The sequence below is a fragment of the Undibacterium sp. SXout7W genome (assembly GCF_049339385.1).
In the GTDB taxonomy this organism is placed as follows: Bacteria; Pseudomonadota; Gammaproteobacteria; order Burkholderiales; family Burkholderiaceae_D; genus Undibacterium.
The window spans coordinates 49,338-63,045 of record NZ_JBMPPF010000018.1 but is presented as its reverse complement, the minus strand read 5'-3'; the positions used below and the strand labels follow the sequence as shown (position 1 = coordinate 63,045).

15 protein-coding genes are annotated in these 13,708 nt (G+C 47.5%); 5 read left to right on the top strand and 10 right to left on the bottom strand.

Annotated features, from left to right (window positions below; translation table 11 throughout):
• Nucleotides 1-156: 156 nt before the first annotated feature.
• On the top strand, nucleotides 157-1,818 hold the full coding sequence (locus tag ACO0LB_RS16160; protein ID WP_423050899.1) for an MFS transporter: 1,662 nt from the start codon (nucleotides 157-159) through the stop codon (nucleotides 1,816-1,818).
• 175 nt (nucleotides 1,819-1,993) lie between these two features.
• Here ACO0LB_RS16160 and ACO0LB_RS16155 read toward each other — a convergent pair whose 3' ends face one another.
• The 7 genes from ACO0LB_RS16155 to guaB are packed head-to-tail and all read right to left on the bottom strand — an operon-like array spanning nucleotide 1,994 to nucleotide 8,704.
• Nucleotides 1,994-2,914: an LD-carboxypeptidase gene (locus ACO0LB_RS16155; RefSeq protein WP_423050897.1), complete on the bottom strand. Its 921-nt coding sequence runs from the start codon at nucleotides 2,912-2,914 to the stop codon at nucleotides 1,994-1,996.
• Between the two features lie 18 nt (nucleotides 2,915-2,932).
• Nucleotides 2,933-3,466, bottom strand: a complete 534-nt coding sequence (tadA, locus tag ACO0LB_RS16150) for a tRNA adenosine(34) deaminase TadA (protein ID WP_423050895.1) — start codon at nucleotides 3,464-3,466, stop codon at nucleotides 2,933-2,935.
• A gap of 2 nt (nucleotides 3,467-3,468) precedes the next feature.
• Nucleotides 3,469-3,912, bottom strand: a complete 444-nt coding sequence (gene queD / locus ACO0LB_RS16145) for a 6-carboxytetrahydropterin synthase QueD (RefSeq protein ID WP_423050893.1) — start codon at nucleotides 3,910-3,912, stop codon at nucleotides 3,469-3,471.
• Between the two features lie 7 nt (nucleotides 3,913-3,919).
• Complete coding sequence (gene queE, locus ACO0LB_RS16140; RefSeq protein ID WP_423050891.1) at nucleotides 3,920-4,555, bottom strand: 7-carboxy-7-deazaguanine synthase; 636 nt, start codon at nucleotides 4,553-4,555, stop codon at nucleotides 3,920-3,922.
• 3 nt (nucleotides 4,556-4,558) lie between these two features.
• The gene (guaA, locus tag ACO0LB_RS16135; RefSeq protein WP_423050889.1) at nucleotides 4,559-6,151 is read right to left on the bottom strand and encodes a glutamine-hydrolyzing GMP synthase; all 1,593 of its coding nucleotides are present in this window, start codon (nucleotides 6,149-6,151) and stop codon (nucleotides 4,559-4,561) included.
• A 3-nt stretch (nucleotides 6,152-6,154) separates the two neighbouring features.
• Nucleotides 6,155-7,204 (bottom strand): GGDEF domain-containing protein, encoded by a 1,050-nt coding sequence (locus ACO0LB_RS16130; protein WP_423050887.1) that lies wholly within the window; start codon nucleotides 7,202-7,204, stop codon nucleotides 6,155-6,157.
• Nucleotides 7,205-7,243: 39 nt separating this feature from the next.
• A complete protein-coding gene (gene guaB, locus ACO0LB_RS16125; protein ID WP_423050885.1) occupies nucleotides 7,244-8,704 on the bottom strand; it encodes an IMP dehydrogenase in 1,461 nt (486 codons plus the stop codon).
• A gap of 102 nt (nucleotides 8,705-8,806) precedes the next feature.
• Between guaB and ACO0LB_RS16120 the strand changes: the two genes are divergently transcribed.
• On the top strand, nucleotides 8,807-9,310 hold the full coding sequence (locus ACO0LB_RS16120) for a DUF4124 domain-containing protein (RefSeq protein ID WP_423050883.1): 504 nt from the start codon (nucleotides 8,807-8,809) through the stop codon (nucleotides 9,308-9,310).
• An 81-nt stretch (nucleotides 9,311-9,391) separates the two neighbouring features.
• On the opposite strand, the gene ACO0LB_RS16115 is transcribed toward ACO0LB_RS16120, so the two are convergent.
• Both ACO0LB_RS16115 and ACO0LB_RS16110 read right to left on the bottom strand, forming a co-directional pair.
• Entirely contained in the window at nucleotides 9,392-9,688 is a 297-nt protein-coding gene (locus ACO0LB_RS16115) for an RnfH family protein (protein WP_423050881.1), read from the bottom strand.
• On the bottom strand, nucleotides 9,681-10,112 hold the full coding sequence (locus ACO0LB_RS16110) for a type II toxin-antitoxin system RatA family toxin (RefSeq protein ID WP_423050879.1): 432 nt from the start codon (nucleotides 10,110-10,112) through the stop codon (nucleotides 9,681-9,683). Before ACO0LB_RS16110 ends, ACO0LB_RS16115 begins: the two co-directional genes overlap by 8 nt.
• 110 nt (nucleotides 10,113-10,222) lie before the next feature.
• On the opposite strand from ACO0LB_RS16110, the gene smpB reads away from it, so the two are divergent.
• The gene (gene smpB, locus ACO0LB_RS16105) at nucleotides 10,223-10,672 is read left to right on the top strand and encodes an SsrA-binding protein SmpB (RefSeq protein ID WP_423050877.1); all 450 of its coding nucleotides are present in this window, start codon (nucleotides 10,223-10,225) and stop codon (nucleotides 10,670-10,672) included.
• Between the two features lie 121 nt (nucleotides 10,673-10,793).
• Here the strand turns inward: smpB and ACO0LB_RS16100 are convergent, their stop codons facing one another.
• Entirely contained in the window at nucleotides 10,794-11,174 is a 381-nt protein-coding gene (locus ACO0LB_RS16100) for a hypothetical protein (protein WP_423050875.1), read from the bottom strand.
• 252 nt (nucleotides 11,175-11,426) lie between these two features.
• On the opposite strand from ACO0LB_RS16100, the gene ompR reads away from it, so the two are divergent.
• Both ompR and ACO0LB_RS16090 read left to right on the top strand, forming a co-directional pair.
• Nucleotides 11,427-12,200 carry a two-component system response regulator OmpR gene (ompR, locus tag ACO0LB_RS16095; RefSeq protein ID WP_423050874.1) on the top strand — a complete coding sequence of 258 codons (774 nt, stop codon included), beginning with the start codon at nucleotides 11,427-11,429 and terminating at the stop codon, nucleotides 12,198-12,200.
• A 43-nt stretch (nucleotides 12,201-12,243) separates the two neighbouring features.
• Nucleotides 12,244-13,608: an ATP-binding protein gene (locus tag ACO0LB_RS16090; RefSeq protein ID WP_423050872.1), complete on the top strand. Its 1,365-nt coding sequence runs from the start codon at nucleotides 12,244-12,246 to the stop codon at nucleotides 13,606-13,608.
• Nucleotides 13,609-13,708 lie beyond the last annotated feature (100 nt).

Sequence of the window (13,708 nt, the reverse complement as noted above, 5' to 3'; positions counted from 1 at the left end):
TTTTTTTATAAATATGTAAGTTTCTGTAAGTTTCAAGAAAGCATGCCGTAAGTTTTGACAATCACACTGAACTTGCGCAAAAAGCAGTTTGGAATAAAACAACTGCACATAACTGCTTTTGCCCATACACACTTTAAAACAAAACAGGAGACAAGCATGGCGACAGCACAAACAGCGTCAGGCGGCATGACAGCTGAAGAACGCAAAGTAATTTTTGCGTCTTCTCTAGGCACCGTATTTGAATGGTACGATTTTTATCTGTATGGTTCTTTGGCTTCCATTATTGCCAAACAGTTCTTTGCAGGAACAGATCCTAATACTGCATTTATTTTCGCGTTGCTGGCTTTCGCAGCCGGATTTATTGTTCGTCCATTCGGCGCTTTGGTATTTGGTCGTCTGGGTGACATGATTGGTCGTAAATATACGTTCCTGGTAACGATCCTGCTCATGGGTGGCGCGACTTTCGGCGTAGGTTTGTTACCAAGCTACGCCTCTATCGGCATTACAGCACCAATCATTCTGGTAAGCTTACGTATTTTGCAAGGTCTGGCACTCGGTGGCGAATACGGCGGTGCCGCAACTTATGTTGCCGAGCATGCACCTCATGATAAACGCGGCGCATACACTGCCTGGATCCAAACAACAGCAACACTGGGTTTGTTTTTATCCCTGATGGTGATTTTGGGTACACGTACTGCGATTGGTGAAGAAGAATTTGCAGCCTGGGGCTGGCGCGTTCCTTTCCTGGTTTCTGTTTTCCTGTTGGCTATTTCTGTCTGGATTCGTCTGTCCATGCATGAATCCCCAGCGTTTGCAAAAATGAAAGCAGAAGGCAAAACGTCAAAAGCACCATTAACAGAATCTTTCGGTCAATGGAAAAATCTGAAGATCGTTATTCTGGCTTTGGTCGGTTTGACAGCAGGTCAAGCAGTCGTTTGGTACACAGGTCAGTTCTATGCATTGTTCTTCCTGCAGCAGACACTGAAAGTCGATGGCGCAACAGCAAATATGCTGATCGCTGCCTCTCTGGTGATCGGTACGCCATTCTTCATCATATTCGGCTCTCTGTCTGACAAAATTGGCCGCAAGCCTATCATCCTTGCTGGCTGCCTGATCGCTGCACTGACGTATTTCCCTATCTTCAGCGCATTGACTCATTACGCTAACCCAGCACTGGAATCAGCTCTGAAAAATGCACCTGTCGTTGTAACAGCTGATCCAAATGACTGTCAATTCCAATTCAACCCAACTGGTACGAAGAAATTCACTTCCTCATGCGACATCGTAAAAGCAAAACTGGCTGCTGCATCTGTCAACTATGCTAACGAAGTAGCACCAGCAGGAACAGCGGCAACAGTCAAAGTTGGCGACAAGGTTATTACTTCTTACAGTTCCAATGGTTTGCCAAAAGAGGAAGCTGCGGCGAAAGACAAAGCATTTTCCAAAGAATTGGCTGATGCAATCAAAGGCGCAGGCTATCCTGCCAAAGCAGATCCTAGTCAAATCAACAAACCAATGGTTCTGGTCTTGCTGACTATTCTGGTGTTGTACGTTACGATGGTGTATGGTCCGATTGCAGCGATGCTGGTTGAAATGTTCCCAACACGCATCCGCTACACATCGATGTCCCTGCCTTACCACATCGGCAATGGCTGGTTCGGTGGTTTGCTGCCAACAACAGCATTCGCTCTGGTGGCATTTAAAGGCGACATTTACTATGGCCTGTGGTACCCAATCATCATCGCGCTGATGACCTTCGTCATTGGTGTATTGTTTGTACGCGAAACAAAAGACAATGACATTTACGCCGCAGATTAATTCTGTGTCTTAAAATAAAAAAACCACCCGCTGTCTGGGTGGTTTTTTTATGGGTAGTCTCAATTCAGCGAATCGGCAACACACTCATCAAACATTTTTATGCATCAACTGCACTTGCATCATTCCGGCTAAAACGCGATGAATGCACGTTGACTTATACCCAATCAAAAACAATTTACAGCGCATACTCCATAGAGAGACTCGCTTGACCAGCAACAGAGCGCAAGTGTGCATGACTACCGACCACCAGCGTTGCACGATCCCGAATGTGTCCGAAGGGTAAACCAGTCAAGACAGGGACATTCACTACACTACGCACATAGTCCAGCATCGCATTCACATCGTAGCCATTGTCATGCAGCGCCAACTTGTAACCAGAAAAATCTCCGATTACGATCGCTTTCTGTTTTGCCAGAACGCCAGCGTAATGCAGTTGTAATAACATGCGCTCAACTCGATAAGGATGCTCACCTATATCTTCCAGAAACAAAATACCCTGATCCACTTCGGCCCAGTAAGGTGTTCCAAGTAAGTGAGTCAACATCGCCAGATTACCACCCCATAAGACGCCTCGCACTTCGACGTCCTGAGAGGCAGCATCAACAAATTCGATGACATGCTGATGATTGAACAAGCAATGTTCAAATTGCGTCATGGCGTAATCCGACAAAGGCTCCCTTGTGAAATCATCACATAGCATTGGCCCCGCCAGACTCGACCTGCCTCTTGCCAGCAAGCCCATATGCATAGGGGTAAAGTCACTGTAACCTACAAAAATTTTGCCACTGGAAGCAAGGCGCTCAAAATCGAGTTGCGGTAACAAGCGTGACAATCCATAGCTTCCGCGCAATGCCATCACAACGTGCACATCCGGATTTTCAGATGCCGCATAAATTTGCTCTATACGTTGGGCATCACTCGCTCCAAATCTCTGCATCTTCTGTTCAGGGCGGTAATAACTGCACACACCAAAACCCCGTTGGGCTAAGACCTGCAAACCGTGTTCAACAGCAATATCATCAACTGGCGCACCACTTGGCGCGACAACAGCAATTGTGAATGGCAATTTTCCTTGAGTGCTATGCAAAGAGGACATAAAAATGAAGAAAACGCTTTATAGGTTGGTGAAAACTGAATCTGGTGAGGAAAGTTTTTTTTCTGCGGCAGCTTTTCTTCTGCTGACAAAAAACTGTCGCAGCAACAAACTACACTCGTCAGCCATGACACCGCGACGAATCTGCGTGTGATGATTCAATTGTGTTTGTTCAAAAAGATTCAGAACGGAACCGGCAACGCCTGTTTTAGGATCACTGGCACCAAATATGACTCGCGCCAATCTGGCATGCATCATTGCACCCGCACACATCACGCATGGCTCTAAAGTGACGTATAACTCGCAACCAGGAAGACGGTAATTATCCAGAATCTCAGCTGCAGCCCGTAACGCCATAATTTCGGCATGGGCAGTCGGATCGTGGTTAATAATAGGTCGATTATAGCCGGTAGCAATCACCTCCCCATCCCTCACCAGCACAGCACCTACGGGTACTTCGCCAATCGCCTGAGCCAGCATTGCCTGCTCATAGGCCAGACGCATAAAGGATAAATCCCTTTGGTCTTCTGTAGAAATCAGTACTTGATCAGTCACGATCAACCGTCTATCTCTGCCCAGCAATTCGGCGTTTCATACAGAGTGACTTTGGTCAGGCGCAGGCTACGACCAAATCGGTCGTGATACACATCTTTCAAAATATCGAAAGCAATTTTCGCCAGATTTTCTACTGTCGGTACACGATCAATCACGACGGTTTTATGTCCTGGCAATTTTTCCAGAAAATTCTTGATGATGTAATCCTTCTCATACACGATGAAGGAGTGATCCCAGAGATTGACAAGATGCTGGTTCGCCAGCGCCTTGATATCGCCAAAATCCATAATCATGCCGTTATCGGACTCGCCGTCTTGTTGCACCACATCGCCGGTCAGCGTGATTTGCAAAGTATAGCGGTGACCGTGCAAATTACGACACTGGCTGCTGTGATCGGGAATACGATGGCCTGCATCGAATTCCATTTTTCGGGTAATCGTTAACATGTAAAGCTTAAGGAATTTGTAGGAGTTTATGTGTCTGCAAACTCAGCTTCCATTGCGGATGCTGTTTGCAGAAATCAATTGCGCGGCGCAGATTATCGTCTCTTAACGGGCCATCCATCGCTTGCACGAAGTAATGTTCAAAATCAAGATTAGCGTATATCGCCATATCCTGTCCGATTTGCGGAATCACGACCTTGATTTCATTGCCTTGACGAACCATAAGTTCAGAGCCCATTTTGGGGCTCACGCAGATCCAGTCAACGCCGTCTGGCACTGGCAAGGTGCCGTTGGTTTCAATTGCAATTTCAAAGCCAACAGCATGCATCGCGTCAATTAAGGCGGCATCGAGTTGCAACAACGGTTCGCCGCCAGTGAACACCACATACTTACTGGCTGTATACGAAATTGGCCACAAGGCATTAATCGCTGCAGCCAAATCCTGTGCCAATTTAAATTTACCGCCACCAACACCGTCAGTGCCGAGGAAATCGGTATCACAAAACTGACAGACCGCTGATGCACGATCCTCTTCCCTGCCCGTCCATAAATTGCAACCGGAAAAACGGCAAAACACTGCCGGACGACCGGCATGATTGCCTTCGCCCTGCAAAGTGTAAAAAATTTCTTTGACGCTGTATGTCACGTCTTATTCCCACTCAATTGTTGCAGGTGGTTTGCCGGAAATATCGTAGACAACGCGATTAATGCCACGCACTTCATTGATAATCCGGTTGGAAACCTTGCCCAATAGCTCGTGCGGCAGATGTGCCCAGTGGGCGGTCATGAAATCCTGCGTCTGCACTGCACGCAATGCCACGACGTAATCGTAAGTGCGACCATCGCCCATCACGCCTACCGATTTCACTGGCAGGAAAACCGCGAATGCCTGACTAGTCGCGTCATACCAGCTGACTGGTTTTTCAGCGTTTGAATCAACGAAGTTCGTGCGTAATTCCTCGATAAAAATAGCGTCGGCTTTACGCAGCAGATCGGCAAATTCTTTTTTGACTTCACCAAGAATGCGCACACCGAGACCAGGTCCAGGGAACGGATGACGATATACCATGCCATGCGGCAAACCGAGTGCAACACCGAGTTTACGCACTTCGTCTTTGAACAGTTCGCGCAGTGGTTCCAGCAGTTTCAGATTCAGCGTATCCGGCAAACCACCGACGTTATGGTGACTCTTGATGGTATGCGAGCCTTTCTTGCCCTTACCAGCACTCTCAATCACGTCAGGATAAATCGTGCCTTGCGCCAGCCATTTGGCATTGCTCAGTTTGGCTGATTCTGCCTGGAACACCTCAACGAATTCACGACCAATAATTTTACGTTTCGCTTCAGGATCAGTGACACCGGTCAGGTGCCCCATGAACTGGGCAGTCGCATCAACATGAATCACTTTGACACCGAGGTTTTTGGCGAACATATCCATCACCATCTTGCCTTCATCAAGACGCAGCAAGCCGTGATCGACAAACACACAAGTCAGCTGATCACCGATAGCGCGATGAATCAGCGCGGCAGCAACGCTGCTGTCAACGCCGCCAGACAAGCCGAGGATCACTTCATCGGTACCAACCTGAGCGCGGATTGCAGCCACTGCTTCGGCGATGTAATCCGGCATATTCCAGTCAGATTTACAGCCACAAATTTCATGCACAAAACGGCCAATAATTGCCTCACCTTGCACAGTGTGCGTGACTTCGGGATGGAACTGGACGGCATAGAAACGGCGATCTTCGTCCGCCATTGCTGCAATCGGGCAGTTATCCGTTGATGCCATCAGCTTGAAACCCGGTGGCATTTCATTGACTTTATCGCCGTGACTCATCCAGACCTTCAGCATGCCGTGGCCTTCAGGTGTCACGAAATCATTGATACCGTTTAACAATGCTGTATGGCTGCGGGCACGGACTTCAGCGTAACCAAATTCACGTACCAGACCATTTTCCACTTTGCCGCCAAGTTGCTCTGCCATGGTTTGCATACCGTAGCAGATACCCAGCACCGGTACGCCAGCGTCGAATACTGCCATCGGCGCGCGTGGCGTATCACCTTCGGTCACACTGCTTGGGCCACCTGACAGAATGATGCCAGCAGCGCCGTAATTGCGGATAAATTCATCGCTGACATCGTAAGGATGAACTTCAGAAAAAACACCAGCGTCACGGACACGGCGTGCGATCAATTGAGTGACTTGGGAGCCAAAGTCGAGAATAAGAATTTTTGAATGCATAAATCAAATTATCATGTCAGGTTGCGCGGGCTTAGCCATTACAACGCAATTGTTTCCTGCTGTCCGGGCGGATAACAGGGCTTTTTCGGCGAGGCTGATTAACAGCTCCGGCTCTGCATCGGGAAAGATGTCTGTAGACACCGCTCCTGCACTCATCGTCAATGCAGCTTGTTCATTTTCTATCGTTTCGGGATGCATCATAATTGCCAGTCGGATGCGCTCCCCTACTGCGGTTGCTACCAAATGCGATGCACCTGGCAACACTATCAATAACTCGTCACCACCAAAACGTCCTAGTGCATCAAACGGCCTGATGCAAGAGCGTATCCTGCTGACCATTTTCACCAGTGTCTGATCACTGACAACAATGCCATACGAATCACGGATACGCACAATCTGATCCAGAGACACCAGCAACAAAGCAATAGGCCTGACCGCTTTTTGGCAACGCTCAATTTCTATCTGCAACGAACGAACAATGGCAGATTTATTCCAGGTGCCCAGTAAGGGATCAATCAAAGCATCTCGTTTAAGTTGACGATTCTGCTTGACCAACTCATTTTGAGCCTGATACAGCGCTCCAAATGCCAATTCACGCTCCATCAGATTAGCCAAATCCGAAAACAGCAAGGTATCTTCATCACTCATTTCGCGTACGTGATAATCCAGCAAGCGAATACATGCCACCAAATTACCTGCCGTATCATAAACAGGATGACTAGCATAAAACCGGATATACGGCGCACCAACTACGAGACGGTGCTGACTTAACTCTTCGCTCTCCCGCAGGTCTGCGATCAGGATAATGTCATCAGATAAAGGAAATGCGTCTGAGAAAGCAGCTTCCATTGCAGCAATAGAACGATCGCCTTGCCCGGGTCGACCACCGACATGTCCAAAACTGACGAAACAGTTGGCAACACCAAAAAGCCTGATGGAGAAACGCTCGAAGCGCAAAATACGCGCCTCAAGCGACTCTGCCAACATACGATCAAAACCGGAATTTTCCTGTATCGACGTAGTCAGACTTGATCGATCAGTTTTTCTGGACATACTCCACTCCCGGCAAACGCAATCGAGCAAGTTATTGTTTTAGTCAGCGCGATAATTAGGCGCTTCTTTCGTAATCTGCACGTCATGAACATGAGATTCACGCATACCGGCAGAGGTAATTTCTACAAATTCAGCCTTGGTATGTAAATCATCAATCGACGCACAACCACAATATCCCATCGAAGACCGTACGCCACCGACTAACTGATACAGAATCGCCAACACACTGCCTTTGTAAGGCACGCGCCCTTCGATACCCTCTGGAACCAGCTTGTCTGCATTATTAGCAGCATCCTGGAAATAGCGGTCAGCAGAGCCGTCCGCCATCGCACCCAGACTACCCATGCCACGATAAGATTTATAACTACGACCTTGGAACAGAATCACTTCGCCGGGGGCTTCTTCTGTGCCAGCAAACATACTGCCCATCATCACTGTCGATGCGCCAGCAGCCAAGGCTTTAGACACGTCACCAGAAAAACGCACACCGCCATCGGCGATACAAGGAACGCCAGTGCCTTTCAGCGCATTCGCCACATTGGCGATCGCTGAAATTTGCGGCACACCAACACCCGCGACAATCCGCGTGGTGCAGATGGAACCAGGGCCAATACCAACTTTCACTGCATCAGCACCGTGCTCAACCAAGGCCAGAGCCGCTGCGGCTGTTGCGATATTTCCACCAATGACTTCAATATGCGGATAGTTATCCTTAACCCAGCGAACGCGATCCAGAACGCCTTTGGAATGACCGTGCGCTGTATCAACAACGATCACATCCACACCCGCTTTTGCCAGCAAGTCAATACGCTCTTCATTGTCAGCACCAACGCCAACCGCTGCACCAACGCGCAACTTACCTTGATCATCCTTAGACGCAAAAGGATGCTCTGTTGACTTTTGAATATCTTTGACAGTAATCAGGCCACGTAATTCAAACGCGTCGTTGACTACCAGCACACGTTCAAGACGGTGTTTATTCATCAAACGCTTGGCTTCTGCCAAATCAGCCGTTTCATTGACACAAACCAGTTTTTCACGCGGCGTCATTTTGGCGCGGGCTTCTGCATCCAGCTCTTCTTCAAAGCGCAGATCGCGGTTGGTGATAATACCCACGACCGTTTTGCCTTCAACCACTGGAAAACCACTGATGCCATATTGTTGAGACAGAGCAATGACTTCACGAATCTTCATGCTCGGAGGAATCGTGATCGGATCACGCAATACACCGGATTCAAAACGTTTAACCTTCGCAACTTCACGAGCCTGCTCTTTGGCAGTCAGGTTTTTGTGAACGATACCAATTCCGCCTTCCTGTGCCATCGCGATAGCCAGTCGAGCTTCAGTCACGGTATCCATTGCAGCAGATACGAGTGGAATGTTTAAATTGATATTACGCGTCAGCTTGGTAGCCAACGAAGTATCTTTTGGGAGGATGTCCGAATATGCTGGAACAAGGAGCACGTCATCGAATGTGAGTGCTTTTTGGAGTAAACGCATAGCATTTCCTATAGGCGCAAAAGTGAATTATACAGAAAACTTGCCGAGTCGTCTCGCTACGTGTAAAACTCTTGTATCTTTCAGTGTAATAGCGAGTCCCAAATGTCTTCACGTCATCACATTATCTTTCTACTTACAGCAAGCTTCTTGTGTGCCAGCGCGCACGCACAGTATGTGTGGCTGGATGAAAAAGGTAGCAAACAGTATTCTGATACACCACCACCAGTATCAACGCCAGCCAACCGCATCATCAGATCACCAAGCCAACCAGCCAAACCTGCCAGCACGCCTACTGACACACCCGCATCAAGTGCAGGCGAAACGGCAGGCAAGCCACAAAAACCCGTAACGACGGCCAGTAAAAACGAAGAATTTAATAAACGCCGGACACAACAAGCCGAAAACGAAAAGAAGGCAGCGGAAGAACAACAAGCCAATACCGATAAAGCAAAAAATTGTGAGCGCGCCAAAGCATACCAAAAAGCGCTTGACTCTGGCATACGGATTGCAACTACAGATAAAAATGGCGAGAAAAGTTATATGACAGACGAACAAAAGAGCAAAGAAATGTCAGATGCCAAGAGAATTTTGTCTGGCTGCCAATGAAATAAAAGTGACTAATTGACATCGCAGGATAGTAAATCTCGTCGATAAAGCCGTTGACAGACTGAATCTGAGTGATAACAACTAGCGTTGCTTCTTCGCTCTGCGGCGACGTGCCTCCATAGGATCAGCAATCAACGGTCGATAAATTTCGACTCTATCCCCGTCATGCAAGGAAGACTCCAGTGTTTTTAATTTCCCAAAAACACCAAGCTTGCAAACACTAATATCAATTTCAGGGTGCCGCTCAATGATGCCGCTACGCTCAATTACATCCCCCAGATTGGTTTCTGCAGGCACGGACAAAGACAACAGACTTGTCGACTCCAGACCGGCATAACAAACTTGCACTGAAATATAGTCCGACATCATTTCAGCCATAAACTTTCTCCGCTCTAGAGCAAAAAGAGTCTACGAAACTGTTGGCAATTTTTCCGAAGACCGGACCAATCAGATGTTCAAGAAATTTACTTGAAAATTCATAATTCAAATCAAATTCAATTTTGCAGGCATCTGCCCGCAACTCAATAAATTTCCAGCGGCCTGTTAATTGCTTGAATGGGCCATCAATCAGGCTCATTTGCATAGAATGCGGTGGCTGATTATCGTTTTTAGTTGTAAATTGTTGTTTGATACCATGATAGTTAATCAAAAGCGTGGCAATCAGACTGGTTTCTGTACGCTCTTGCACATTCACACCACCGCACCAAGGCAAAAAATGAGGATAATCCTCGACTCCATCAACCAGCGCAAACATTTGCTCTGCACTATATCCGACGAAAACTGTTTTATGTACGACTGCCATCTAAGGGAACCATTTGGTAGAATCATCAGTTCGCATTTTAACCGAGTCACCCCCAGACCGAAATCATCAAAATGATTTTTGATCTGGCAAAGAATGAAATTTGATCCTCCATGAGTATTGCAGATAACAAAAAGGCCTTTCACGATTACTTTATCGAGGAACAATATGAGGCAGGTGTCGTGTTACAAGGTTGGGAAGTCAAGGCAATACGTGCCGGCAGACTGCAACTGAAAGAAGCTTATGTCATCGTAAAAAATGGCGAGATTTTTCTGTTCGGCGCACATATTGGCGCATTGCCCACAGCATCGACACACATTCACCCTGACTCTGTACGTACCCGCAAATTACTGCTGAACGCCGCAGAAATCAGCAAATTGATCGGCAAGGTCGAGCGATCTGGCTACACAATGGTTCCTCTGAATATGCATTTCAGCAAAGGCAGAATCAAATGCCAGATTGGCCTAGCCAAGGGAAAGAAACAGCATGATAAACGCGATACCGAAAAAGAAAGAGACTGGCACCGCGAACAACAAAAGATCATGAAGCAAAATCGCCGCTAGAGCAGCATTAACAGTGAATACGGCGCAAGACACCATGCACCAATCGCAGCACCAGAGAAAATCAGGACTAACAACATAGCAGGCAATGGATTTATCTACCGCCAACAGGCGTCGATAACATTTACTTCACTGGGATGTATAGTTCCTGTCCAGCGTCCTGAATCTGACGTCGCAAGGCACGGCGCTCATCGAGAGTGAGGCGACTCTTTTTTTGAGCATTGTCATTACCACCGCAAAGACGATCACCAGCATGTTGATCGTCAGCACAACGTTGTTCCACGGATCGCGAATTACCAATGCCTTGAGGCCCAATAACATCGACATCCCGCCGACTGCGAACCAGATCGTCCCTGCGTTGTAAATCAACAGAGGATCGCCCAAAAAAACCGCCAGCATTGCCACCATTACCGCCGCTTGGGCCTCGCCCCCCTTCGGCCAGCACTGAGCCTGCCACAAACAGCAAACACACAGCAACAGAGCAACTGACGGGAAATGGTTTCATTAACGACCCATAAAACATTAAATGCAAAATGAACAATCACATATCACTGAAAACAATATTCAGAAACAGGACTTGAAAAATAACTGCCGATTTTAATCGGAAAATCCTCCCGAATACTACTTCCAGATGACAGAATAAAGTCTACGCCAGTAAATATCATCCGACTGTGGTTTTAAGTAAAGTATGTAACAGTGTGTAATTGAATCCCGCATTTTATTTGCAAGAACTGCTGAAGACAGTACCATCACCCATATGAACAATATACCTGCCGCATCTGACTCCCCTCAAAGTAACGCTGGCAATACACACAAAGCGAAAATTCTCGTCGTTGACGATGATTTGCGTCTACGCGACCTGTTGCGCCGCTATTTGAGTGAACAAGGATTTCATGTGGTCAGCGCAGAAAATGCGCAGGCCATGAATAAACTCTGGATACGTGAACGCTACGATTTAATGGTGCTCGACCTGATGCTACCAGGCGAAGATGGTCTGGCAATTTGCCGACGGCTTCGGGGCGCGGGCGACAAGACACCGATCATCATGCTGACAGCCAAAGGTGAGGAAGTTGATCGTATTATTGGTCTCGAAATGGGTGCGGATGATTACTTACCCAAGCCCTTTAACCCACGCGAACTGGTTGCCCGCATCAATGCAGTGCTACGCCGCAAAGCGCCCGAAGAATTGCCAGGCGCCCCATCCTCCGATGGCCCACAGACTTTTACATTTGGTGACTTTGTTTTGGATATTGGCACCAGAACTTTAACTAAAAACAACAATTTAATTTCCCTGACAACCGGGGAATTTTCAGTATTAAAAGCATTTTCACGTCATGCACGGCAGCCGCTATCGCGTGAAAAGTTGATGGAGCTGGCACGCGGTCGTGAATATGAAGTTTTCGATCGCAGTCTGGATGTACAAATTTCCCGCCTGCGCAAACTGATTGAGCCAGACCCTACCAATCCGCGCTATATACAAACCGTTTGGGGACTGGGTTATGTATTTATTCCGGACGGTCAGTCCCACTGATCGTCAGATTCCCTGCATGGTACGCGCCAGTGCGGCTTAGATAATGCGATCGTACTTAAATAGTCTGGAGTGGCTCAGAAGCGGCTTATTCTGGCGAACTTTTTTCATGCTGGCCTTCCTTGTGATGGCTAGCATGTTTGCGTGGATCACCAGTTTCCGCACCGTAGAAAGAACACCCCGGGCGCAACAAATGTCTGCCCAGATCGTCTCGATCGTCACAATCACACGTGCAGCACTGACTCATTCCGCCCCAGAAAAACGACGAGAACTTTTATTTGATCTGGCCAGCAATGAAGGTGTGCGGATATATCTGCGTGAAGAAGGTGACAAAATTATTGCACCTGAAGAAACTCCTTTTTTCCTGGAACTGAAAGCACTCACCAAACAAAAACTGGGGCCGGAAACGCACTTTGCTCAAAATATGAACGGAGTCAATGGCTTTTGGATCAGTTTTGACATGGAAGAAGATCAGTACTGGTTGAGACTAGAGCAAGAGCGCCTGGAACAACCAATGGGGCTGCAATTACTTAGCTGGGTATCAGTGACGTTGCTACTGACATTACTAGGTGCCGTCGTTATCTCCAAATTGATTAATGATCCTTTATCCAGGCTGAGCAATGCAGCACGTCAGATTGCCAAAGGCAAACAACCGCTGCCACTGCCAGAAATCGGCCCAAGGGAAATCCGGGAAACAAATACCAGCTTTAATCGGATGATGGAAGATCTGAATCGTATCGAGGCGGACCGGTCTATCATCCTTGCAGGTATTTCTCACGACCTGCGCACACCGCTGGCGCGGATGCAACTTGAGGTGGAAATGGCCAGCTTATCGTCAGAATCTCGCGAAGGAATGCAATCTGACTTGCAACAAATGGATGAAATCATTGGGCAATTTCTGGATTATGCAAAGCCGATGGACAGCATGCAACTTGAAACGGTCAATGTCAGTGACTTGTTGCAGCAGGTCATACAGGAATTTTCCCGTTTGCCCCATTTACAAATACGGTCAAACATTGCACCAAATCACATCATTTTAGGTAACAGCACTGAACTGCGGCGCATGTTTAACAACCTCATCGAAAATGCCTGTCGCTATGGCAAAACAGTCGGAGAGGAAAAAACCCTGATGGACATCCAGTGCGGACACAAACAACGTTCAAGAAAACAAGATTTACTGATCAGCTTCAGGGATTATGGTCAAGGCGTACCCTCGCAAGATATTGCCCGACTGCTCCGTCCCTTTACCCGGGCAGATGTATCACGCAGTCAGGCAAATGGTTCGGGACTGGGACTCGCAATCGTGGACAGGATTGTGAAACGTCACGATGGAAAATTACGTATTTACAATCATACTGACGGTGGATTTGTCGTCGTGATTGCATTCCCAGAAATGAAGCAACAGCCATAGGTAGTGCAACAATTGTCGGAACAAGCTTACCAAGCTCATGCACAGAATAAAGCCAACGGTATTGTTCGCCGAGTATCCATTCGACATATCTCCGTAAGCT